The sequence below is a fragment of the Inquilinus ginsengisoli genome (assembly GCF_031453975.1).
GTDB classification, from domain to species: domain Bacteria; phylum Pseudomonadota; class Alphaproteobacteria; order DSM-16000; family Inquilinaceae; genus Inquilinus; species Inquilinus ginsengisoli_A.
In genome coordinates, this window is sequence record NZ_JAVDPW010000003.1 from 726987 (window position 1) to 750162 (window position 23176).

Annotated in this window: 22 protein-coding genes; 13 read left to right on the top strand and 9 right to left on the bottom strand. The window is 69.7% G+C overall.

Annotated features, from left to right (window positions below; all coding sequences use genetic code 11):
* The first annotated feature begins 5 nt into the window (after nucleotides 1–5).
* Both E9232_RS11100 and E9232_RS11105 read left to right on the top strand, forming a co-directional pair.
* The gene (locus E9232_RS11100) at nucleotides 6–893 is read left to right on the top strand and encodes a carbohydrate ABC transporter permease (RefSeq protein WP_309793995.1); all 888 of its coding nucleotides are present in this window, start codon (nucleotides 6–8) and stop codon (nucleotides 891–893) included.
* Nucleotides 893–1741, top strand: a complete 849-nt coding sequence (locus E9232_RS11105) for a carbohydrate ABC transporter permease (protein WP_309793996.1) — start codon at nucleotides 893–895, stop codon at nucleotides 1739–1741. Before E9232_RS11100 ends, E9232_RS11105 begins: the two co-directional genes overlap by 1 nt.
* 481 nt (nucleotides 1742–2222) lie before the next feature.
* Here the strand turns inward: E9232_RS11105 and pyrB are convergent, their stop codons facing one another.
* Together pyrB and E9232_RS11115 are read right to left on the bottom strand one after the other, a co-directional pair.
* Nucleotides 2223–3281, bottom strand: coding sequence for an aspartate carbamoyltransferase (gene pyrB, locus E9232_RS11110; protein ID WP_309793997.1), 1059 nt, complete (start codon nucleotides 3279–3281; stop codon nucleotides 2223–2225).
* A 59-nt stretch (nucleotides 3282–3340) separates the two neighbouring features.
* Nucleotides 3341–4363 carry a sugar-binding transcriptional regulator gene (locus E9232_RS11115; protein WP_309793998.1) on the bottom strand — a complete coding sequence of 341 codons (1023 nt, stop codon included), beginning with the start codon at nucleotides 4361–4363 and terminating at the stop codon, nucleotides 3341–3343.
* 260 nt (nucleotides 4364–4623) lie between these two features.
* Here E9232_RS11115 and E9232_RS11120 point away from each other — a divergent pair, with 260 nt between their 5' ends.
* Nucleotides 4624–5046 (top strand): hypothetical protein, encoded by a 423-nt coding sequence (locus E9232_RS11120; RefSeq protein ID WP_309793999.1) that lies wholly within the window; start codon nucleotides 4624–4626, stop codon nucleotides 5044–5046.
* A gap of 119 nt (nucleotides 5047–5165) precedes the next feature.
* Nucleotides 5166–5477, top strand: a complete 312-nt coding sequence (locus E9232_RS11125) for a hypothetical protein (RefSeq protein ID WP_309794000.1) — start codon at nucleotides 5166–5168, stop codon at nucleotides 5475–5477.
* A 20-nt stretch (nucleotides 5478–5497) separates the two neighbouring features.
* Here E9232_RS11125 and E9232_RS11130 read toward each other — a convergent pair whose 3' ends face one another.
* Entirely contained in the window at nucleotides 5498–6508 is a 1011-nt protein-coding gene (locus E9232_RS11130; protein WP_309794001.1) for a zinc-binding alcohol dehydrogenase family protein, read from the bottom strand.
* 228 nt (nucleotides 6509–6736) lie between these two features.
* On the opposite strand from E9232_RS11130, the gene E9232_RS11135 reads away from it, so the two are divergent.
* From E9232_RS11135 to E9232_RS11145, 3 genes are all read left to right on the top strand, one after another.
* A complete protein-coding gene (locus E9232_RS11135) occupies nucleotides 6737–7567 on the top strand; it encodes an ABC transporter ATP-binding protein (RefSeq protein ID WP_309794002.1) in 831 nt (276 codons plus the stop codon).
* Entirely contained in the window at nucleotides 7557–8354 is a 798-nt protein-coding gene (locus tag E9232_RS11140) for an ABC transporter permease (RefSeq protein WP_309794003.1), read from the top strand. The genes E9232_RS11135 and E9232_RS11140 overlap by 11 nt, the downstream gene beginning before the upstream one ends.
* Before the next feature lie 166 nt (nucleotides 8355–8520).
* Complete coding sequence (locus tag E9232_RS11145) at nucleotides 8521–9537, top strand: ABC transporter substrate-binding protein (protein WP_309794004.1); 1017 nt, start codon at nucleotides 8521–8523, stop codon at nucleotides 9535–9537.
* Nucleotides 9538–9765: 228 nt separating this feature from the next.
* On the opposite strand, the gene E9232_RS11150 is transcribed toward E9232_RS11145, so the two are convergent.
* Together E9232_RS11150 and E9232_RS11155 are read right to left on the bottom strand one after the other, a co-directional pair.
* Nucleotides 9766–10158 (bottom strand): response regulator, encoded by a 393-nt coding sequence (locus tag E9232_RS11150; protein ID WP_309794005.1) that lies wholly within the window; start codon nucleotides 10156–10158, stop codon nucleotides 9766–9768.
* Nucleotides 10159–10387: 229 nt separating this feature from the next.
* Nucleotides 10388–12178: a putative bifunctional diguanylate cyclase/phosphodiesterase gene (locus tag E9232_RS11155; RefSeq protein WP_309794006.1), complete on the bottom strand. Its 1791-nt coding sequence runs from the start codon at nucleotides 12176–12178 to the stop codon at nucleotides 10388–10390.
* A 543-nt stretch (nucleotides 12179–12721) separates the two neighbouring features.
* Here E9232_RS11155 and E9232_RS11160 point away from each other — a divergent pair.
* The 5 genes from E9232_RS11160 to E9232_RS11180 are packed head-to-tail and all read left to right on the top strand — an operon-like array spanning nucleotide 12722 to nucleotide 18096.
* Nucleotides 12722–13765, top strand: a complete 1044-nt coding sequence (locus tag E9232_RS11160; RefSeq protein ID WP_309794007.1) for a BMP family ABC transporter substrate-binding protein — start codon at nucleotides 12722–12724, stop codon at nucleotides 13763–13765.
* Between the two features lie 26 nt (nucleotides 13766–13791).
* Nucleotides 13792–15303, top strand: a complete 1512-nt coding sequence (locus E9232_RS11165; protein ID WP_309794008.1) for an ABC transporter ATP-binding protein — start codon at nucleotides 13792–13794, stop codon at nucleotides 15301–15303.
* Nucleotides 15300–16340 (top strand): ABC transporter permease, encoded by a 1041-nt coding sequence (locus E9232_RS11170; RefSeq protein ID WP_309794009.1) that lies wholly within the window; start codon nucleotides 15300–15302, stop codon nucleotides 16338–16340. Before E9232_RS11165 ends, E9232_RS11170 begins: the two co-directional genes overlap by 4 nt.
* A gap of 5 nt (nucleotides 16341–16345) precedes the next feature.
* Complete coding sequence (locus tag E9232_RS11175; RefSeq protein ID WP_309794010.1) at nucleotides 16346–17254, top strand: ABC transporter permease; 909 nt, start codon at nucleotides 16346–16348, stop codon at nucleotides 17252–17254.
* A gap of 23 nt (nucleotides 17255–17277) precedes the next feature.
* Nucleotides 17278–18096 (top strand): purine-nucleoside phosphorylase, encoded by an 819-nt coding sequence (locus E9232_RS11180; RefSeq protein ID WP_309794011.1) that lies wholly within the window; start codon nucleotides 17278–17280, stop codon nucleotides 18094–18096.
* Between the two features lie 140 nt (nucleotides 18097–18236).
* On the opposite strand, the gene E9232_RS11185 is transcribed toward E9232_RS11180, so the two are convergent.
* Complete coding sequence (locus E9232_RS11185; RefSeq protein ID WP_309794012.1) at nucleotides 18237–20039, bottom strand: IlvD/Edd family dehydratase; 1803 nt, start codon at nucleotides 20037–20039, stop codon at nucleotides 18237–18239.
* 178 nt (nucleotides 20040–20217) lie between these two features.
* Between E9232_RS11185 and E9232_RS11190 the strand changes: the two genes are divergently transcribed.
* A complete protein-coding gene (locus E9232_RS11190; RefSeq protein ID WP_309794013.1) occupies nucleotides 20218–20832 on the top strand; it encodes a DUF1287 domain-containing protein in 615 nt (204 codons plus the stop codon).
* A gap of 12 nt (nucleotides 20833–20844) precedes the next feature.
* Here E9232_RS11190 and E9232_RS11195 read toward each other — a convergent pair whose 3' ends face one another.
* The 3 genes from E9232_RS11195 to E9232_RS11205 form a co-directional block, all read right to left on the bottom strand.
* Nucleotides 20845–21651, bottom strand: a complete 807-nt coding sequence (locus tag E9232_RS11195; protein WP_309794014.1) for a phytanoyl-CoA dioxygenase family protein — start codon at nucleotides 21649–21651, stop codon at nucleotides 20845–20847.
* 68 nt (nucleotides 21652–21719) lie between these two features.
* A complete protein-coding gene (locus E9232_RS11200; protein WP_309794015.1) occupies nucleotides 21720–22250 on the bottom strand; it encodes a hypothetical protein in 531 nt (176 codons plus the stop codon).
* A gap of 55 nt (nucleotides 22251–22305) precedes the next feature.
* Nucleotides 22306–23163, bottom strand: coding sequence for an MBL fold metallo-hydrolase (locus E9232_RS11205; RefSeq protein WP_309794016.1), 858 nt, complete (start codon nucleotides 23161–23163; stop codon nucleotides 22306–22308).
* Nucleotides 23164–23176: the final 13 nt, after the last annotated feature.

Here is a 23176-nt window from a genome sequence, read left to right on the forward strand (position 1 = left end):
CCCGCATGGCGCATCGTCTCGAAAGCCGCTGGACCCCGGTCTGGTTCCTGGCCCCGGCCGTGATCGCCCTGCTGGCGATCGGCATCTTCCCCACGCTCTACGCACTGTGGAATTCGCTGCACCAGGTGATCCTGCCGAAGATCCCGCGCGAAGGGACCCCCTTCGTCGGGCTGGAGAACTACCTGTCGGTGCTGGCCGACCCGACCTTCTGGGACGCGCTGGGCCGCACCCTGCTGTTCCTGGCCATCGTGCTGCCGGTGGAGCTGCTGCTCGGCCTCGGCGTCGCCCTGCTGCTGCACAAGCCGGGGCTGCCCTTCCTGAAGACCCTGGCCCGGCTCAGCCTGGTGATCCCGATGGCCACCACCTATGCGGTGGTCGGGCTGATCGGCCGGCTGATCTTCAACCGCGACTTCGGCGTGGTGAACTGGTTCCTCGGCCTGGTCGGGATCCCCCCGGTCGAATGGCTCGGCGACCCCAGCTTCGCCTTCGTCTCGATCGCGATCATGGACATCTGGCAGTGGACGCCGTTCTGCGCCCTGGTGCTGCTGGCCGGGCTGACCATGGTGCCGCCGGAGATCGAGGAGGCGGCGCGGCTGGAGACGCGGCGTTTCCGGCACATCCTGCGCCATGTCCAGCTGCCGTTCCTGATGCCGGGCATCACCGCGGTGCTGATCCTGCGCACCGCCGACACGCTGAAGCTGTTCGACATGATCTTCACCATGACCCGCGGCGGCCCGGGCGCGGCGACCGAGCTGATCAGCATCACCATCCAGCGGGTCGGCTTCCGGGTGTTCGACCAGGGCGTGGCCTCAGCCCAGGCGGTGCTGCTGCTGATCCTCACCATCGTGCTGTCGCGGATGTATATCCGCCTGGTCTACCAGGAGGTCGAGTGATGGCGGCTACGATGCAGGGCGGCGGCCGCGGGCCCCGGATCCGCGTCTCGATCTGGCACGCGCTGGCGTTGATCGCCATCGCCCTGGCCTGCGTCTTCCCGTTCTACTGGATGGTCACCACCAGCCTGAAGGACCAGGCGGTGGCCCTGGCCTCGCCCCCGGTGTGGCTGTTCGAGCCGACGCTGGACCATTACCGCGCCGTGCTCGGGCCCAAGGATGTCGGCCCCAGCCTGCTCAACTCGATCATCGTCGCGGTCTCGACCACGGCCCTGGCCATCCTGCTCGGCACCCCGGCCGCCTATGCCCTGGCGCGGTTCGAGTTCCGGGGCAAGGCCGACCTCTGGTTCTGGTTCATCACCAACCGCATGGTCAGCCCGATCGTGCTGGCGCTGCCGATCTTCCTGCTGGCCCGCAGCCTGAACCTGATCGACACCCATCTGGTGCTGATCCTGCTGTACCTCACCTTCAACCTGCCGATCGTGGTGTGGATCTGCGCCGACCAGTTCCGCGGCATCCCGCGCGATCTGGACGATGCGGCGCGGATCGACGGCGCCTCGCGCTTCGCCGTGTTCCTGCGCATCGCCCTGCCGCTGGCGGCGCCGGGCGTCGCGGTCTCGGCGATCTTCTCCTTCATCTTCTCCTGGAACGAGCTGCTCTACGCCCTGGTGCTGACGCGTAGCGCCAGCCGCACGGCGCCGGTGGCGGCGACCAGCTTCATGAGCGGCTACGATTTGCCCTGGGGCGAGATCATGGCCACCGGCACGCTGATCGTGCTGCCGGTGATCGTCTTCGCCCTGATCGTGTCGCGCCAGCTGGTCCGCGGCCTGACGATGGGTGCTGTGAAGTAGGGGGCGGAGACCCGCGTAGGTTGGGTTCGCGGTAAGCGAATCCAACATTATAGACATGTCGAGCGGCAGGATGTTGGGTTCGGCAGGCGAACCCAGCCTACGCGAAATTACGGCTTCAGGACGTCTACCACTCGCTCCGAAGCCGCGTTTGATACTCCGGTCCGTCAACGGCAAGCCCATGCCGCTGCCACAAGCCGAAGGCATCGCCAGCGGCCGTTCGCTGACGGCCTGCGAGATAGATATTGATCGCATCGCGAATGATTGCTGATCGGGAAGTGCCTTCCCGGTCGCAGATCGTGGTTGAGCTCTCGAAGCTGCTCGTCAGGGATATTGATCGCGATCCGCATGGGCGTTGCTGGATCGGGAGCCGACCCCGATCCTCCTCCAGTCGTCATTCCCGCGAAAGCGGGAATCTCTGTCCGGAGATCTGCGCGAGATCCCCGCTTCCGCGGGGATGACGTTCTTATTGTTTCAGAGAGCCTTACGCCCCGGTCTTCCCGGGCCGATAGAATTCCGCGTCGTCCGGGCCGATGCGCTCCGGCCGCCACCAGCGGGCGGGCTGGAAGGTCTTCTCGATGCCGTCGGCGACGCCCAGGGTCAGGGCGAACAGCGCCATGCGCACCGGCACGCCGTTGTCGGTCTGGCGGAAAATGGCCAGGCGGGGGTCGGTGTTGAGGTCCTGGGCCAGGTCGTTGGCGCCCGGCCGGCTGTCGCGCGGCAGCGGGTGCATCACGATGGTGTGCGGCGTGCCGTGGGCGTTGAGGATGCCCAGGCTGATCTGGAAGTCCGGCGCGTAGTCGGCCGACAGCTCGCCCTCGGCGAAGCGCTCCTTCTGCACCCGGGTGGCGTAGATCAGGTCGGCGCCGGTCACGCCGCGCGCCACCTCGTCATGCTCGACGATGGTATGGCCGCGGCTGCGGGCGTGCTCGACCAGCTCCGCCGGCATGCGCAGCGGCTCCGGCGCCACCAGGCTCAGCTGCAGGCCCTGGTACAGCGACAGGATGTGGATCAGCGAATGCACGGTGCGGCCGTATTTCAGGTCGCCGACCAGGGCGATGCGGGCGCCGTCGACCGGCCGGCCGATGCGCGCGAACTCCTTCTCTATGGTGTAGATGTCGAGCAGCGCCTGGGTCGGGTGCTCGCCGGCGCCGTTGCCGCCGTTGATCACCGGGATGTGGGTCGCCTCGGCGAATTCATGGATCGCCCGCTCTTCCGGGTGGCGCATCACCACCGTGTCGACATAGCCGCTGACCACCCGCGCGGTGTCGTAGATCGACTCGCCCTTGGCGATCGAGGAGAAGGTGAAGCCGGTGGTGTTGACCACGGCGCCGCCGAGGCGCTGGAACGCAGCCTCGAAGCTCAGCCGGGTCCGGGTCGAGGCCTCGAAGAACAGGCTGCCCAGCACCGCGCCCTCCAGCACCCTTGTGGTGGCACGGCCCTGGGCGACCGGGGCCAGGAGGTCGGCGACGCGGAACACGGCCCCCAGCGAGTCGCGGGTCAGCTCGCGCGTCGAGAGGAAGTGCCTGCCTTGGAAGTCCATGATGTCAGCCCGCGTTGCGGAGGGGGCGCCGGGCGGCGCCGATGCGGGGCCCAGTCTTCTCAGCCTTCGCGGTCTTCCGCAAGCCGTTCCGCCAGCCTCTCGTCGGTGATCAGCACATTGACGCAGCGGCGGCGCAGCGCGGCGCGGATGATCTCGAACTTGTAGGGGCCGCCCGAGGCCAGCACCACGGCCGGGATCCGCGCGAGGTCGTCGAGCGACAGCGAGACCATGCGCCGGTTCAGCGGGTGGTCGACCGGCCGGCCCTCGGCGTCCAGCCAGTTGCCCAGGATGTCGCCGACGGCGCCGGCCGCGCGCAACGCCGCCGCCTCGCGGTCGACGATGCCGAGCGCCAGCATCATGTTGTGGTCGGAGACGTTGCCGACGCTGATCAGCGCCAAATCGGCCGATTTCGCCTTGTCGTAGATGCCGCGCAGCACGCCGCGGCCCAGCAGGCTGTCCCGCTGGGCCTCGTCGTCGGCATAGACCGGGGCGGCGAGGTAGAAGCGGTCGGCGTCGTGCAGGTCGGCGAAGCGCGAGGCGATCTCGAAGGTGTTCTCGCCCGACCCGCGGGTCATGCTGCCGATCAGCGAGACCACGGACAGGTCGGTCATCCGCCGCCGCCGCATCGACTGCAGGCCCAGCCGCAGGGTCTGGCCCCAGCCGATGCCGACCAGCATGCCGTCATGCACCGCGTTCTCGACATAGCCGCCGAGGGCGACCCCGATCGCCGCCCGGATCTTGCCCTCGTCGCGCGGCGTCGGCACCACCACCGCGTCGCGCAGCCCGTAGCGGCGGATCAGCGCGCGTTCCAGCGCGACGCAGGAGGCGAGGGGCGACTGGATGCGGATCTGGATGATGCCGGTCTCGCGGCAGATCTGCAGGATGCGGTTGACGCGCAGGCGGGTCAGCCCCAGGCGCTCGGCGATCTCGCCCTGGGTCAGGCCCTCGACGAAATAGGCCCAGGCGATGCGGATCTGCTGCTGCTGGTCCGGGTCGACCGGTGCGTCGGCCGCATCGTCCGCCGCCGAACGCTGCGCCGGTCGGGTCTTCACGGTCTCCGGGCGGCGGCGCGTCTCGGTCATGCGGACTCTTCGGTCTCGGTGTTGTCCGGCGCATGGTGGCGGCGGGGCGGCCCGGCTGCAAGCGTTCCGCGGGCCTCCGAAACGAAGCGGGCCGCGCCGGTTGCCCGGGCGGCCCATCACTGTTCGATGGTTGGACACTAGCAAATCCGACCGCTTCTGACCAGACGAGAGCCGGCAGGGCAGGGTCGGCGCGGCGTCGGTTTGAAAAATCGCGGCCCGGCGTCATCTCTCCGCTTCAGGCAGCGGGAGGGAATGAGGGGATGCGCAAAGGCGACCTGGCGCGGCTGATCCGGATCCTGGGGATGCTCGGCTCCGACCACGATGGCGAACGCGCGGCGGCGGCCCTGGCGGCCGACAAGCTGGTGCGCGGAAGCGGCTGGACCTGGTGGGACCTGCTGGCGCCGGCGCGGGCGCCGCGGCCGATCCGGTCGCAATGGAAGGACCCGTTCACCGACCGGCTGGCGGCCGCGGATTCGCGGATGCGCCAGCTGCGCAGCGAGAACGCCCGGCTGCAGGACGAGGTGCGCAAGCTGAAGCAGCGGCTGGATCTGCGGGCCCGGCCGTTCCACCACACCGGCCAGGCGTCGCGCGCGGCCCCCGACACGGCCACCGGTGTCGGCCAGGGGCCGGCCCAGTCGAACCACGGCTTCAACCGTCACTTCCGTCGGTTCACGGACGGTTAACGCTCAGTCGGCATGCTGATCCTCACCGGGGATGGCGCCGGGTCAGTCGAGGTCATGTCATGCATCGCGGAGTATTCAGCTACTACGACTTGTTCTCGGCTTCATTGGCACAGCGGTATTTGGAAAAGCTCGACTGCGACCTGGATCACTGGGAGATCCATTTCCTACGCTGCGGCTACGATTTCCTAGTCCGCGGCATTCCGGAAGGCGCCATCTCCGCCTGGAACTATCTCGCGCTGCCGCCCGACCGGCGGGTCGCGTTCGGCGGACCGATGCCGGTCACGCCGCTGACCGACCGCGAGGCGGGCGACATGCGGTACGCGTTGCAGTGGCTGGTCGCCGCCGCCGAGGATGACGAGGCCGTGTTCGCGGCGCCGCTGGCGGCGATCGGCCCTGCCGCCGCCACCACGCTGCTGGCCCGCTGCGGCTAGGCCGCAGGCGCCGGCCGGGGTCAGACCTCGACCAGCGCCTTGATCACCCCGGCCTCGGGCCGGGCCCAGCCCGGCACCAGCGCCGGCACGTCGGCGAGGCCGCCGCGATGGCTGGCCAGCGCCGCGCTCGGCACCTTCCCGGCCTGCATCGCCGCCAGCACATGCTCGAAATCCTCGCGGGTGGCGTTGCGGCTGGCCAGCAGCGTGGTCTCGCGCTTGTGGAATTCGGGGTCGGAGAAGCCGATCTCGTCGCGCACGATGCTCAGCAGCACATAGGCGCCGGCATGCGCGACGTAGGAGAAGCCCTTGCGCATCGCCGCCGGGCTGCCGGTGGCGTCGACCACCAGGTCGAAGAAGTCGCCGCCCGTCGTCCGCTTCAGCCGGTCGTCGATGTCGCCGCCGCCCTCGAACACCGCGTCGGCCTTCAGCACGTCGCGACTGAACGCCAGGCGGCCGGGATGCAGGTCCAGCACGCTGACCTCGGCGCCGCGCAGCTTGGCGAAGATGGTCGCGGCGATGCCGATCGGCCCGGCCCCGACCACCAGCACCCGGTCGCCGGGGCCGGGGGCGCCGCGGCGGATGCCATGCGCGCCGATCGCCAGGAACTCGACCATCGCGGCCTGGTCCAGGCTCAGGCCGTCGGCCGGGACCACGTTCTCCTCCGGCACCGACAGCCATTCGCACAGGCCGCCGTCGCGATGCACGCCCAGCACCGACAGGGTCTGGCAGCAATTGGTGCGGCCGCGGCGGCAGGCGACGCAGGTGCCGCAATGCAGGTAGGGCTGGATGCTGACGACCTGGCCGGGCCGGAAGACGCTGCCGACATCGGCCTCCGCCACCTCGGCGCCCAGCTCGTGCCCGATGACGCGGGGGTATTCGAAGTAGGGCTGGTTGCCCTTGTAGATGTGATAGTCGGTGCCGCAGATGCCGACCCGGCGGATCCGTACCAGCACCTCGCCCGGCCGCCGCTGCGGCTCCGGCCGATCGATCAGGCGCAGGGTCTCGGGCTTCTCGCAGAGAATCGCTTTCATCATCCGTCCGGTTCGGGTCGCGGGTGCCACCCCAAAATGATCGGACATATCGCGCTTGTCGAGCCGGTTCGGCCGGCCGGGCGGGCGCAGGAGGCATGCACCGGCCAGGACGGCGCCATCAGCCCAGCCGCCGTGGTTTGACTGGAAAGCCGCGCCGGAACTGGACAGACTTGCCGCCGAGTCCGACAAGACCCGCACAGGGCCGATCGTCCGAGGGAGGCAGGCAGGGTGCAGAGTACCGTCGGGTCGGCGCGGAGCGAGAACGCCCCGCCGGCCATCGCGTTTTCCGGAATCTCCGTCGCCTATCCGCTGAAGGGCGGCGGGCGCTACGTCGCCCTGTCCGAGACCGACCTGGTGATCGCCGACGGCGAATTCACCGCCATCGTCGGGCCGACCGGCTGCGGCAAGTCGACCCTGCTGAACGTCGCCGCCGGGCTGGTGCCCGCTGCCAGCGGCGGCTGCGCCGTGTTCGGCCGGCCGCTGGCGGGGCTGAACCGCGACGCCGGCTACCTGTTCCAGGCGGACTCGCTGATGCCGTGGAAGACCGCGCGCGACAATGTGGCCGTCGGCCTGTCGGTCCGCGGCGTGGCAAAGATGGAGGCGCGCGACCGGGCCCAGGCTTGGCTGACGCGGGTCGGGCTGGCGCCGATGGGCGACCGCTATCCGCACCAGCTGTCCGGCGGGCAGAAGAAGCGCGTCGCCCTGGCGCAGATGCTGATCCTGGAACCGAAGCTGCTGCTGATGGACGAACCCTTCGGCCCGCTCGACGCCCAGACCCGGATCGTGATGGGCGACCTGCTGCTGTCGCTGTGGTCGGCCGAGCGCAAGGCGGTGCTGTTCGTGACCCACGACCTGGAGGAGGCGATCGCCTTGGCCGACCGGGTGGTGGTGCTGTCGGCCGGGCCGCAGGCGCGGATCATCGCCGACCATCGGGTGGCGCTGCCGCGGCCGCGCGAGCTGGCCGAATCCCGGCACGAGCCGGAATTCGTGGCGCTGCACCGGGCGATCTGGGCGGCGCTGAAGGACGAGGTGATGAAGGCCTATGGCGATGTCGTCTGAAGCCGCAAGCAAGGGCCGCATCCTGGCCTGGCAGATCGCGGTCGCCGTGATCGGGCTGGGGCTGTGGCATGTGCTGACGGCGACGAAGATCCTCGACCCGTTCTTCTTCGCCACCCCGCTGGGCGTGATCGAGCGGACCTGGCGCGACTTCGCCTCCGGCGTGATCTGGCGGCATCTCGGCGTCACCCTGCTGGAGACCGTGCTGTCCTTCGCCATCGGCGCCCTGGGCGGCGTCGCGCTCGGCTTCTGGTTCGCGCGGCGGGCGACGGCGGCGGCGGTGTTCGACCCCTACATCAAGGCGGCCAACGCGCTGCCCCGGGTGGTGCTGGCGCCGATCTTCGCGCTGTGGTTCGGCCTCGGCATCTGGTCGAAGGTCGCGCTCGGCGTCAGCCTCGTCTTCTTCATCGTGTTCTTCAACGTCTACCAGGGCGTGCGCGAGGTCAGCCCGACCATCCTGGCCAACGCCCGGATGATGGGAATGAGCGACCGGCAGCTGCTGCGCCATGTCTACATGCCTTCGGCGCTGTCCTGGGTGTTCTCCAGCCTGCACACCTCGGTCGGCTTCGCTCTGGTCGGCGCGGTGGTCGGCGAATATCTCGGCGCCACCGCCGGCCTCGGCTATCGCATCGCCCAGGCCGAGGGCGTGTTCGACGTGGTCGGCGTGTTCTCCGGCATGCTGGTGCTGGCGGCTTTCGTGGTGGCGATCGACGCCGTCGTTTCGGTGATCGAGCGGCGGCTCCTGGTGTGGCGGCCTGAGAGTGCGGCCAGCGCCTCGGCCCAGGGATGAGAGCCTGTCCGATAACGCTACTGGCGTGGCCGGCTGATGGCGGTTTCTGCGCTTCCGGTGCTCACGGACCCAAACGTCCGCTGCGCTCCGGTTCTCGAAACCACCACCAGCCGGCTCACGCCAGCGCATTCTCGAACAGGCTCTGTGCAAACAAGGAGAAAGCGGAATGAAGACCGTGTTGCGAGGCCTCGCGCTGGTCCTCGGCCTGGCGCTGGCGGCGCCCACCATGGCGGCGCCGGAGAAGACGCACCTGACCATCGGCGTCGGCGGCAAGCCGCTGCTGTACTATCTGCCGCTGACCATCGCCGAGAAGAAGGGCTTCTTCACCGAGGAAGGGCTGGACGTCGAGATCAGCGACTTCGCCGGCGGCGCCAAGAGCCTGCAGGCGATGATCGGCGGGTCGACCGACGTCACCACCGGCGCCTATGAGCACACCATCCTGATGCAGGCCAAGGGCCAGGACATCCGCGCCCTGGTCGAACTCGGCCGCTTCCCCGGCATCGTGCTGGTTGTGCGCAAGTCGCTGGCCGGCGAGATCAATACGGTGGCCGACCTCAAGGGCCGCAAGATCGGCGTCACCGCGCCGGGATCCTCGACCAACTTCTTCGTCAACACCCTGCTGGCCAAGCAGGGGCTGACGCCGGACGACGTGTCCTTCGTCTCGGTCGGCGGGGGCCCGAGCGCGGTCGCGGCGATGGAGCATGGCGAGATCGACGCCATGGCCAATCTCGACCCCGTCATCTCGAAGCTGCAGCAATCCGACCTGGTGACGGTGCTGGCCGACACCCGGACGGAGGAGGGCGTGAAGGCGGTGTTCGGCGGCCCGGTCCCGGCCGCGGTGCTGTATGCCAAGGAAGACTTCATCCAGGCCAATCCGGAGACCACGCAGGCGCTGGTCAACGCCTTCATGAAGTCGCTGCGCTGGCTGGCCACCGCCAAGCCGGAGGATGTCGCGGCCGCGGTGCCGGAGGAGTTCCTGCTCGGCGACCGCGACCTCTACATCCAGTCGGTCAAGAACTCGCTGCCGATGTATTCGCGGGACGGGATGATCGGCGCGGCAGGGCAGCAGACGGCGCTCGACATCCTGCACCAGTTCAGCCCGGAGCTGAAGGACGCCCAGATCGACCTTTCGAAGACCATCGACCTGCGCTTCGTCGAGAAGGCGGGACAGGCGATCAAGTAGCGGACAGGGCCCGGGGCGGCATCGCATCGCCCCGGGCCAACACTCTGCTGGGCCAGGACGGGAACGACGTGCTGCGTGGGGTCGCCCGGGGCTGACCGTCTCGACGACGGCGCTGGCTTCGACATCGCGCTGTACAACGAAAGTTCGGCCGCGGTGGCGATCAACCTCGCCACCGGCACCGGCCATGGCGGCAATGCCCGGGGCGACGTGGGCGGCCGATCGAGGGCGCTAGCTCCTGGCGTCCTCGACCTTGCGCTGGATCTCTTCGGCGAAGGTGTTCGCCTGGATCGGCTTCTGGATGTAGGACGACCCGCCGGCGGTCAGGGCCTGGTCGATCAGGCTCATGTCGCGGGTGGCGCTGATCATGATCACCGGCAGGTCGCGATAGCCGGGATGGCCGCGGATCAGCGAGCACAGCTCGGTGCCCGAGACCTCGGGCATGACGATGTCGATCAGCACCGCGTCGAAGTCGCGCGGCGGCTTGCGCTCGGCATCCAGGTTCAAGGTGGCGATGGCCTCGCCGGCGCTGGCGCAGGTCTCGACCTCATGGCCGCCCGACCGCAGCATGGTGGCGGCGAATTCCAGGAACAGCTCGTCGTCGTCGACGAGCAGAATCTTCATCGGGGCGGTCCGCCCGGTCACAGCGGCAATCTCCGCCGGATCATGATGCGCGCTTCCCCCGGGACCGAGGGCGGCAACGGTCGGCATGGTGCATTCCCCGCTGCAGTTCCACTCTCTCCCAACCCGGTCGATTCATCGGGCTGGCCGGCGACGAATTGCAGAAATTCAATGCCTTGGCAAATGCTTCCCGATCCATGCGGTAACGTTACCATCGTTGTCATCGGCGGCGCTACTCGCGTCCGGCGCCGGCGCGCACCGCGGGCGCGATACCGCCGGCGCTGACCGCCTGCCCGAACAGGAAGCCCTGGCCCTGTTCGACCCCGAGCCGCCGCAGGATGTCGAGCTGGGCCTGGCTTTCGACATGCTCGGCGCACAGCGAGACCCCGAAGGTCTCGGCGAAGCGGGCGACCCCGTCGATCAGGCGCTCGCAGCGGGCCTCGTCCGCCACCGTCCGCACGATCTCGCCGGCGATCTTGATCGCGGCGAAGGGCAGCCGGACCAGGGCGCCGAGATTGGCCTCGCCGCTGCCGAAATCGTCGAGCTCGAAGGTGATGCCCAGCCCGACCATGCGCTCGACCACGGCCTCGACCTCGGCCGGCATCCGGGTCAGCGCCCGCTCGACGATCTCGATCCGCAGCAGGCTCAGCGGCAGCCCGGCCTCGGCCATGCGGGCGAGGATGGGGGTGAAGATGGCGTCGGACTGCATCACCGCGACCGGGATGTTGACCGAGATCGGCACCAGCGCGTCGGGCGGCAGCCGGATCAGCGTCTCGGCCAGGGATTTCAGCAGCCACTCGGTGTATTTCAGGGCCAGGTCGGGCCGGCGCTCGACCCAGGGAATGAAGTGGCTCGGCGCCAGTATGCCCAGGGTCGGGTGGTGCCAGCGCGCCAACGCCTCGAACGCCACCACCTGGCCGGTGGCAAGGGCGACCCTTGGCTGGAACACCAGCCCGATCTGATCGGATTGCAGCGCCGCGGGGATGTCGAACTCCACTGCCGAGATCGACATCGCCCGGCGCACCTCCGGCGTGGCGGCGGAGGCGATGCCGGTGGCGGATTGCTTGGCGTAGTACATCGCCATGTCGGCCAGGCGCTTCAGCAGGGTCGGGTCGGATTCATGGTCCGGGCAGGTGGCGATGCCGATGCTGCAATAGATCGGCAGCCGGTAGCCGCGCAGCATCGCCGGTTCCTTCAGCGCGGTCGCGATCCGGCCGGCGGCGGTCAGGGCGGCCCCGGCATCCGCGCCGGTGACGATGGCGGCGAATTCGTCGCCGCCCAGCCGGGCGACGAAGGCGTCGGTCGACAGGGCGCGGCGCAGCCGGCTGCCGACGATGGCCAGCAGCAGGTCGCCGACATCGTGGCCCAGCGTGTCGTTGACCTTCTTGAACTCGTCGAGGTCCATGAACAGGACCGAGACGGGGGCGGCCGGGCCGATGCCGCGGGCGATGATCTGCCGCAGCCGCTCCTCGAAATGCCGGCGGTTGGGCAGGCCGGTCAGCGGGTCGCGATAGATTAGATCCTGGACCTCGCGGTCCCGCTGGTCGCGCCGCAGCGCCACGGCGAAGATCTGGGCCATGCTGCGCCTGAGATCCTCAGGCAGGGACGGGGGCAGGGACGGGGGCCAGCCCGAGGCATCGGCCAGGACCAGGGCGCCGGCGATCCGCCCGTCATCGTCGGTCAGCGGCTCGGCGGCGATGGCAGCCGGCGCGTCCTCGGGGCCTATCGCGCCGGCTGCCGGGGCGTTGGTGAAGACGGCGACCCCGGGCGGCAGGCTGGCGGGGCTGACGCGGATCGTTCCCAATGCAGCCGGCACGCCGTCGGGTAGGCCGCTCTGCGTGATCAGGGAGAGGCTGGCGCCGCTCTCGTCGAGCCGCAGGAAGGCGACGCCGACCGGCGCGGCCAGCCGGCTCGCGGTCTGCGCCACGCTGTGCAGGATCACGTCGAGCGGATCACCGTCGGCCAGTGCCTGCAGTGCGTCGCGCTGCAGGGCGATCACGTCCTGGGTGAGCGGATGGGTCATGGCGACGGGGCTGCGGCCTCCGCGCGCGACAATACCGGCAGCCCGGCGGACAACCGGCGGATGCGGATGGCAGCGACCCGGGCGGCGCAACGGCGCGGCCGGGTGAACCAAGATCTGCCGCTCATGCGCCTCCGTATCCTTGATTGGGGAAGACTGATCCCGTTGGCTCGGCCGGTTCCCTGATCGAATAGAACCGGATTTGCCCTGCAGGCGGAAGGCAATTCAGATAGATATAATTTTATGCAACCGCAATGGTTCTGCGCTGTCCCGTGGCCTGCCGGAATGTTGCGGGAATGACGTATTTTGGACCATCGGCCCCGGTTTCGCGAGGGCTTCTAAAGGATGAAGGGACCGGATGCTGCGACATCGTCGCTGGACGGTGGAGGCCGAAAGGCCGACTCGCCGCTGCCACGGCAGATTGACGAATCGTTGCGCAGTCGCCAAAGGTGCAAGACTCTGCAGCCATCGGCATCCCGATCCGCGAGGCCGCCCGCGGGGGTCGGGGACAAGCCGGCGGCCACATCCAGGGACACGGGGAAGACCATGCGCGATCACGGGCGTCTGCGGCGTTTCATCGTTGGGATCGCGGGGGCTGCCCTGGCGATCGGTGCCGCGGTGCCGGCCCAGGCCGCCGTCCAGGGTACAGGCAACAAGATCATCTTCATCTCGCCGAACCCGCTCGGGGTGAACGACTTCCTGAAGCTCGGCCGCAAGGGCGCCGAGGAGGCCGCGGTCGCGATCGGCGGCGAGGCCCGGATCTATGAGAGCACCGACCCCGCCACCCGCCGGCAGAATGTCGAGGCGGCGGCGCGCGAGGGCGCGGCGGTGGTGATCGTGCTCGGCTTCGAATTCGGCGACATCGTGCCGGATGCTGCGACGAAGTTTCCCGACATCAAGTTCCTGATCGTCGACCAGTGCATCCAGAAGCCGCTGCCCAACGTCTATTGCGCGGTGTTCCGCGAGCATGAGGGCGCCTATCTCGCCGGCGCCGAGGCGGCGCTGACCTCGGAAAGCGGTACGGTCGGCAGCATCGGCGCGCTCGACATCCCGTTCATGCACCGCTTCACCGACGGCTTCGCTGCCGGGGCCAAGGCGGCGAATGACGAGATCGTGGTCAGCCCGACTCTGTGGGTCGGCGGTGACAACCCGTTCTCCGACCCGGTGCGGGCGCAGCAGCAGGCGGTGTCGCTGATCAGCGAAGGCGCCGACCGGGTGCTGGCCGGCACCTCTGGCGGCAATGGCGGCATCTTCAAGGCGGTGGAGGCGACGCCGGGCACCCTGGCTTTCGGCGTCGACGTCAACCAGTGCCCGCAGGCGCCGGGTGTGGTGCTGGACAACATCGAGAAGAAGGTCGATGTCGCGCTGGTCCAAGCGGTCAAGGGCATCCTGGCCGGCACCCAGGCGCCGCTGACCTCCTACGGGCTGAAGGAGGGCGGGATCACCCTGACCGGCCTGGGCGACGACGTCGGCACTTCGAAATGCCTGATCGCCGACCATCCGGATGTGATCACCAAGGTGCGCGAGATCCGCGACGCCATCGCCGCCGGCACGGTGGTGGTGGCCGACCCGCTGACCGCGGCCCCGTAACACACCCCCGCGGAGAGGGGCCCGGCATGGCGTTCCTGGAGATGCGCGGGATCGTGAAGCGCTATCCCGGCGTGCTGGCCAACGACCGGGTCGACCTGTCGGCCGAACGCGGCGAGATCCACGCCGTGATGGGCGAGAACGGGGCCGGCAAGTCGACCCTGATGGGCATCCTCTACGGGCTGGTCCAGCCGGATGAGGGCGGGATCGCGATCGATGGCGCGGTGCGCCGGTTCCGCTCGCCGATCGACGCCATCGCCGCCGGCCTCGGCATGGTGCACCAGGCCTTCAAGCTGTTCGACAGCCTGACGGTGTGGGAGAACGTGGTCTATCGCGACGAGCCGCGGCGCGGTCCGTTCATCGACCGCGCCGCGGCCCGCAGGCGGGTGGCGGAGCTGGCGCGGCGCTACGACCTGCCGGTCGACCCCGACGCCCGGGTCGGCGACCTGCCGGTCGGGGTCAAGCAGCGGATCGAGATCCTCAAGGCGCTCTATCGCGACGCCCGCATCCTGATCCTGGACGAGCCGACTGCCGTGCTGACCCCGCGCGAACGCGACGGCCTGTTCGTGGTGATGCGCAGCCTGGCGGCGGACGGGCGCACCATCCTGTTCGTGACTCACAAGATCCATGAGGTGATGGCGGTGACCGACCGCATCACCGTGCTGCGCGACGGCCGCGTCGCCGCGCGCCTGGTGACGGCCGAGACCGATGCGCAGGCGATCATCCGGGCGATGACCGGGCGCAACGTCTCGCTCAAGGTCGACCGGACGCCTGCGGTTCCAGGTCGGCCGCTGCTGCAGGTCGATGGTTTGACCCTGGATGCGCCGGGCCGGCCGGCGGTCGACGGCGTGTCCTTCGCCGTGCGGGCGGGGGAGATCGTCGGCATCGCCGGGGTCGCCGGCAACGGCCAGACCGAGCTGGTCGAGATCGTGGCCGGGCTGCGCGCCGCCGATGCCGGCACGGTGCGGGTCGACGGCCGCGACGTCACCACAGCGGGCGTCGCCGGCCGCCGGGTCGCCGGCATCGCCTATGTGCCGGAAGACCGGGCCCACACCGGCACCGCGCTGCGCGCCAGCGCCACCGACACCCTGTCGATGGGCTTCCACCGCCGGGCGCCGCTGTCGCGCCATGGCGTGCTGGACCGCGGGGCGATGCGCCGGCGGGCGCGCGACCTGATCGCCCGATTCGGCGTGAAGATTCCGGGCGAGGCCACGGCGGTCGGCACCCTGTCCGGCGGCAACCTGCAGAAGGTGGTGGTGGCGCGCGAGCTGGACCATGAGGCGGCGGTGCTGATCGCCGAGCAGCCGACCCGCGGCGTCGATGTCGGCGCCATCGAGTTCATCCATGGCCAGCTGGTGGCGGAGCGCGACAAGGGCCGGGCGGTGCTGCTGGTCTCGGCCGAACTGACCGAGATCCTCGCCCTCTCCGATCGGGTGCTGGTGATGTATGAGGGCCGGGTGATCGCCGAGGTGCCGGGCGCCGAAGCCACCGAAACCAGCCTTGGCCTGCTGATGGCCGGGGTGGTGGAGGAAGCGGCATGACCGCGGCGGTCGGCCTCCTGCGCACCACCGCGACCTCGCCCGTGCTCTGGGCGATCCTCGGCGGGTTCCTGATCGGTGCGCTGATCACCCTGGCCGCCGGGCACGACCCGGTGTCGGTCTACTGGGAGATCCTGCAGGGCGCGGTGGCCGGGCCGAACCTGGCGGAATCGATCGCCCGGGCGGTGCCGCTGGTCGGCATGGCGCTGGTCGCGGCGATTCCGCTGCGTGGCGGCATGGTCAATCTCGGCGGCGACGGGCAGCTGCTGCTGGGCGGGCTGGTCGCGGCGCTGGTGGCGCTGTACCTGCCGGCGCCTGGCCTGGTCCGGCTGACGGTGGCGATCCTGGCGGCGATGGCCGTGTCTGGCGCCTATGCCGCGCTGGCCGCCTGGGGCGAGGTCCGGTTCGGCGTGCCGCTGCTGATCTCGACCCTGCTGCTCAGCTACCCCGCCAAGGGCGTCACCTCCTACCTCGCCCGCTTCCCGCTGCGCGACCCGTCGACCGGCATGCCCGAGACCTTCCGCATCGACGAGGCGGCGCGGCTGCCGGTGCTGGTGCCGGGCACGCCGATCACCTGGGGCCTCGTGCTGCTGGTGCTGGTGATCGCCGCCGTGGTGTTCACCGACCGCCGCGGCACCGCCGGCTACGAGTTGCGGCTGCGCGGCCTGAACTCCCGCTTCGCCGCCTATGGCGGGGTCGACCTCGGCCGCCAGACCGTGCGGGTGCTGTTCGCCAGCGGCGCCGTCGCCGGGCTGGTCGGCGCCATCCTGGTGCTGGGCGACCAGTTCCGCTTCACCGACGGGGCGCTGTTGTCGCCGGCCTACACCTGGTCCGGCCTGATGGCGGCGCTGCTGGCGATGGGCGAGCCGGTCGGCGCCATCTGCGCCGGGCTGTTCTTCGCCGCGCTGCAGACCGGCGGCTTCGCCATGGAGCGGGCGACCGAAGTGCCGCGGGTGCTGACGCTGGTGCTGCAGGCGGTGATCATCCTGCTGCTCGCCATGCGCCACGGTTTGCGCCGCCAGCCCTCCGGCGGTCGGTGACGGCGATGGACTGGCTGTCGATCTTCAACGCCGTGCTGCTCGCCCAGACCATCCAGGCGGTGACGCCGATCCTGCTGGCCGGCCTGGCCGGGGTGCTGTGCGACCGCGCCGGCGTGTTCAACATCGCGCTGGAAGGCCAGATGCTGATCGGCGCCTTCGCGGCCATCGCCGGGACGTACTACACCGGCAGCGTCGCCGGCGGCGTGATCGTGGCGCTGGCCGGCACCACGGCCTTCGCCGCCATCCTGGCGTTCGGCGCCACCTGGTTCCGTGGCGACCCGATCGTGATCGGCATCGGCCTCAACCTGCTGGCCTCGGGGCTGACCGCCTTTCTGCTGCGCATCCTGTTCGGCGTCTCCGGCACATTCACCGACCCGACCATGCAGGACCTGCCGCGAATCGTGCTGCCGCGGATCGCGGCGGTGCCCTGGTTCAACCGTGTCTTCGGCGGCCACAGCGTGGTCACCTGGGCGGCCTGGCTGCTGGTGATCCTGGTCGCGGTGTTCCTGTTCCGCACCGTCTGGGGCCTGCGGCTGCGCGGCGTCGGCGAACGGCCGGATGCGTCGGAGACGCTGGGCGTCGGCGTTGCCCGCTACCGCATCGCCGCGGTGTTGGCGGGCGGTGCCCTGTGCGGCCTGGCCGGGGCGCAGCTGTCGCTCGGCAGCGTCACCCTGTTCGCCGAGGACATGAGCGCCGGACGCGGCTGGATCGCCGTGGTGGCGGTGATGCTCGGCCGCGGCCATCCCGTCGGCGTGGCCCTGGCCTGCCTGCTGTTCGGCTTTGCCGACGCGGCTGGCCTCAGGCTGCAGGGCAAGGGGCTGCCGAACCAGCTCACCGATATGGCACCCTATGTCATCACCCTGGTCGCGCTGGTGGTCGCCCGCGGGCGGCGCCGGCGCGGCGCGATGGTTTGAGCTTTGGCCGAGGAGGGCGCCCCATGACCGACGATCCCTACACACTGGCGCAGCACGCGGCCGAGGTGCTGCGGCTGAAGCTCGGCGACACCGATCATCACGCCGCCATCGTGCTCGGCTCCGGCTGGGGCCCGGCGGTGGACAAGATCGGCGAGACCGTGGCCGAGGTGCCGTTCACCGAGATTCCGGGCTTCCCGGCCACCACCGTGCTCGGCCACAAGGGCGTGTTCCGCAGCGTCCAGGCCGGCGATCGCCGCATCCTCGTCATGGCCGGCCGCGTGCATCTCTACGAAGGCCACCCCCCGGCCAAGGTGGTGCATGGCGTGCGCAGCATGGTGCTGGCGGGGGCGAAGATCGTGGTCCTGACCAATGCCTGCGGAGGCCTGCGCCCGGGCATGAAGCCGGGCGAGCCGGTGCTGATCCGCGACCACATCAACTTCACCGGCGTCTCGCCGCTGTTCGGGCCGAACCCGGACGCGCTGGGGCCGCGCTTCGTCGACCTCACCGGCTGCTACGCGCCGCGGCTGCGCCAGGCGGCGCAGGCGCTGGACCCGGCGCTGACCGAGGGCGTCTATGTCGGCTTCCCCGGCCCGATGTTCGAGACGCCGGCGGAAATCGAGATGGTCGGCCGCTGGGGCGGCGACATGGTCGGCATGTCGACGGTGTTGGAGGCGATTGCCGCCCGCCATCTCGGCGCCGAGGTGCTGGGGCTGTCGCTGGTCACCAACCTCGCCGCCGGGCTGCCGGGCGCCGATCTCGACCACGAGCACATCCTCGACGTCGCCAAGGGCACGGCCGAGCGGATGGGCGGGCTATTCCACGACCTGGTGCGGACGATCTGAAGACCGGCCGCATCAGGTCGTTTGGAGCAATAACGAAACCAAAAGCTGTCATGCCCGGGCTTGACCCGGGCATCCAGAAGCTGTCGAGGCCGTCTGGATTGCCGGGTCAAGCCCGGCAATGACAGTGAGGGGGCACGCGGTCAGTGGTTGTTGCGCGGCACGCCCTTGGTCTGGGCGACGCGCTGGTACTTCAGCGCCGGCTTGAGCGCCATGCCGCCGGCCAACTGGTCGGTCATGCCGCGCTGGATCTCCTGCCACGGGGTCTGGCTGGCCGGGTACTTGTAGCCGCCCTGGGCCTCCAGCTCGGCGCGCCGGCGGGCCCATTCCTCGTCGGAGACCAGGACGTTCACGCTGCGCTGGCGCAGGTCGACCCGCACCTTGTCCCCGGTCCTCAGCAGGGCCAGGCCGCCGCCGGCCGCCGCCTCGGGCGAGGCGTTCAGGATCGAGGGCGACCCCGAGGTGCCGGACTGGCGGCCGTCGCCGATGCAGGGCAAGGCGTGGATGCCCTGCTGGATCAGGCGCGCCGGCGGCTGCATGTTCACCACTTCGGCGGCGCCGGGATAGCCGATCGGCCCGGTGCCGCGGATCACCAGGATCGAGAACGCGTCGATCTCCAGCGCCGGATCCTCGATCCGGTGGTGGTAATCCTCGGGCCCGTCGAACACCACGGCCTTGCCGACGAAGGCCTCCGGGTCCTGCGGGTTCGCCAGGTAGCGGTCGCGGAACTCCGGCGAGATCACGCTGGTCTTCATGATCGCGCTGTCGAACAGGTTGCCCTTGAGGTTCAGGAAGCCGGAATGGGCCTTCAGCGGCCGGTCGACCGGGCGGATGACCTCGGGGTTCAAATTCTCCACGTCACGGCAGTTGTCGCCGATGGCGCGGCCATTGACCGTGACCGCGTCCGGATGTGGCAGCAGCCCGGCCTTCAACAGCTCGGCCACCACCGCCGGCACGCCGCCCGCCTGGTGGAAGTCCTCGCCGAGATACTCCCCGGCCGGCTGCAGGTTGACCAGCAGCGGGATGTCGAGGCCGACCTTTTCCCAGTCGTCATTGTCGAGCGGCACGCCGAGATGGCCGGCGATGGCGTTCAGGTGGATCGGCGCGTTGGTCGACCCACCGATGGCGGAGTTGATGACGATCGCGTTCTCGAACGCCTCGCGGGTCATGATGTCGGACGGCTTGATGTCCTGCTCCACCATCTCGACGATGCGCTGGCCGGTCACATAGGCGATCTGGCCGCGCTCGCGGTACGGCGCCGGGATGGCGGCCGAACCCGGCAGCTGCATGCCCAGCGCCTCGGCCAGCGAGTTCATGGTCGAGGCCGTGCCCATGGTGTTGCAGTAGCCGACCGACGGGGCCGAGGCGGCGACGATGTCCATGAACTCGTCATAGCCGATCTCGCCGGTGGCCAGCCGCTCGCGCGACCGCCAGACGATGGTGCCGGACCCGACCCGCTCGCCCTTGTGCCAGCCGTTCAGCATCGGGCCGACCGACAGGGCGATGGCCGGGATGTTGACGGTGGCGGCCGCCATCAGCAGCGCCGGGGTGGTCTTGTCGCAGCCGACGGTCAGCACGACGCCGTCGAGCGGATAGCCGTACAGCACCTCGACCAGCGACAGATAGGTCAGGTTGCGGTCGAGCGTGGCCGAGGGCCGCTTGCCGGTCTCCTGGATCGGGTGGCAGGGGAACTCGAACGGCACCCCCCCGGCGGCGCGGATGCCGGCGCTGACCCGCTTCGCCAGCTCGATATGATGCCGGTTGCAGGGCGACAGGTCCGACCCGGTCTGGGCAATGCCGATCATCGGCTTGCCGGACTGGAGCTCCTCGCGCGTGATCCCGAAGTTCAGGTAGCGCTCGATATACAGGGCGGTCATCCCCGGATCGTCGGGGTTGTCGAACCACTGCTGCGACCGCAGCGTCCTGGATCGGTCTTGGCCGGCCATCGTGTTTTTTCCTCCACGCACCGCTCGTTGTCGGTGCTGACAGCGACATAATTGTACGACGATATAGTATGGCACCAGCTTGGGGGCCAGATACAGATGGATTTGTCGGATCCCGGTCGCCCTGATCCCGCCATCTCCGGATGCTGTGCTACGGCCGGTCCGCAGCGGGGAGGGTGGCATGATCGGTCGGCGTCGGCTCGTGTTGGGCGTGGCCCTGGCCGGCGCGTTGGGCCCGGCCTTCCGCATCGCCCGGGCCGAGGCCCCGGCGGACTGGCCGGCGCGGCTGGTGGCGGCGGCGCAGGCCCAGATCGGGGTCACCGTGACCTACGACCCGGCCTATGTCCGGCTGGCCTATCCCGACGGTGACGTGCCGCGCGACCGCGGCGTCTGCACCGATGTGGTCATCCGCGCCTATCGCGACGCCTTCGGCCTCGACCTGCAGCGCCTGGTGCATGAGGACATGCGGGCGAACTTCTTTCGCTATCCCCAAAGCTGGGGACTGAAGCGGCCGGACCCCAACATCGACCATCGCCGGGTGCCGAACCTGCAGGCCTTCTTCCGCCGCTTCGGCCAGGCGCTGCCGCCGGACACCGCCTTGGCCGAGCTGGCCGAGGGCGACCTGGTGACCCAGACGCTGCCGGGCAACCTGCCGCACATCGCCGTCGTCACCGGCCTCCGCGGCGCCAGCGGCGCGCCGCTGGCGGTGCACAACATCGGTGGCGGCGCCCGGCTGGAGGACCGGCTGCCGGACTTCCCGATCACCGGCCGGTACCGCTTCCCGCCGCGCGGCTGAGCCCCAGCCGCGTCAGCCCTTGCCCAGCGCCCGGCGGATCGCGATCTCGACCGGCGCATAGGCCCCGTCCTCCCGCTCCAGCCGATAGGGCTTGGCCAGCCCCAGCGACGGCTGGGCCAGGAAGCGGGGCTGCGTGCCGCGATGCATCTGCGCCGCATGGATGATGAAGGGATGGCACAGATAGACGGTCCCGGCCTCGCCTGTCGCCGCCACCTCCGGCCGCCCGGCGCCCATGCGATCGAGATTGAGGTGCGACAGGCCGACCTCGCCCGCCGGTTCCAAGTGCCGGGCCAGGTCGAGATGCGACCCCGCCCGGATCCGGGTCGGGGCATCCCGCGGCCCGATGTTGGAGAACAGGAACAGCATCACCAGGGCCCGGCCGCGCGAGGAGACGTTGACCCGCCAGGACGAATAGTCCCCGCGCGCCTGGGCCTGCGGGTCGCTGTCCGGGCCGGCAAAGCTGACATCGACATGCCAGCCGGCGTCGCCGGGGTCCTTCGGATGCGGGAACCGCACGGGGAAGGTGCCGAGGTCCTGCCGCGGGATCCAGCGTCCCCGGCCGACCAGCCGGTCGATGGCCGCATGCAGGACGGCGGTGTTCGCCGCCGCCCGGAACGGCTCCTGCCCATAGAAGCCCAGCCGGACCACCGGCAGGGTCCAGGTCGTTGGGTCATCGCGATCGCAGGGGATGTCTCGCCACAGGATGGCGCGGCCTTCATCGGCCAGCGCCCTAGGAAAGGCCCGGTCGATGCGGACGAACCCGTCCTGGATGAACTGCTCCACTTGCGCGTCGCTCAGCACGCCGTCGGATTGCGTCATGGCCTAACCCGAATCTTCGATCTTGGCTCTCCTGCCCACGCAAGTGTCGCCGTTCCCGCGCTTGGGGGCTATGGCTTGGCGGCGGGGGCCGGCGGCACCGGCAGGATGACCTCCGAGGCGATCTTCCAGTCCTTCCCGGCCTTCAGCCAGTTGATCACGATCAGGAACGGCTTGGGCGTCCCGTCCTGCCCGGCATAGGACACGGTGATGGTCACCGGCGCATAGGATTCCGCCACCTTGCGCGTCAGCCCGACCACCTTGAGCTTCGAGAGGTCGGGGTCGAGCACAACGGGCCCTGACGCCGCGATGTCGTGCAGCTTCTGGTCGATCGCCTCGTTGCCCCAGAACCCGGCCCAGTTGCCTTCGGACGGGATGGCGCTCTTCGCGACCAGCAGGACCGAGGGGGACTGCCAGTACAGCCCTTGCAGGGTGTCGAGATCGTGCCGGTTCGCCGAGGCCACCAGCTTGCCGAACTGCGACTTGATGGAGTTCAGGGTCGCGGTGTCGAGCGGGTCCTTGTAGGCGGCCGAAGCGGCGGTGGAGGCGCCGGCCGACAGGGCCACCAGGGCCAGGGCGGCCGCGAGGACTGTCTTACGCATGGTCAGACTCCATTGTGTGTTCGGGAGGATGCCGATGTCGCCGAAGGGAGCGGCCCTAGGCCTGCTTCTTGGCGATGTTGGCCGCACCCCACAGCGAGCCGGGATTGACGCGATCGGGATGGATCTCGAGCATGGCGTCGTAGAGCTGGCGCGCGGTCGTCGTCGCCGCATTCAGCCGGTTGAAATCGGCGATGTACTGCCGCGTCTCGCCGATGATGCGGGGGTCGTCGTCGTTCTCCGGGATCTTGTGCCCGGCGATCACCGCCTTCGGCTTCAGAGCCTCCAGCCGGTCGAGCGTGGCGATCCATTCCAGCCGGCTCTGCGCGTCGGTCTCGCCGAGATAGGGGTGGATCCCGTTATAGACCGCGTCTCCCCCGACCAGCAGCCCGATCGACGGGACGTGCAGGCAGGTGGACTGCGCCGTGTCGGTCCGCCCGGCATTCACCGCGACCAGCCTGCGTCCTTCCAGCTCCAGCCCGCCGTCCTCGAGCGGTTCGGCGACCAGCAGGCGGTCGGGGATCTCGCCGGGGAACAGCCGGCGCCAGAAATTCTCGATCGATGCCGGCGACAGATGCTCGTGCATCGCCTTGACCACCTCGGGCGTCGCGACCGCCCTGGCCTTCGGGAACCGCTCCAGCAGCGGGGCGAGGCCGAAGAAATGGTCGCCATGTCCGTGGGTGATGTAGATTGCGGTGAGGGTCTTACCGCTGGCGACCACCCAATCCACCAGGGTCTGCGACTGCTCGATGGTGAGGAAGGTGTCCACCAGGACGGCGTCGCGCTCGCCATGGATGAGGGTCGAAGAATTCGCCACCCATCTCAGCTCTTCCCGGCCGGGCGGCAGGTCGCGGCTGAGGCCGGGGCGCCGGATCGTCAATACGTCCCAATGCAGGCCGGTGTCGGTCGTGGTCATCGTCGGGTCCATG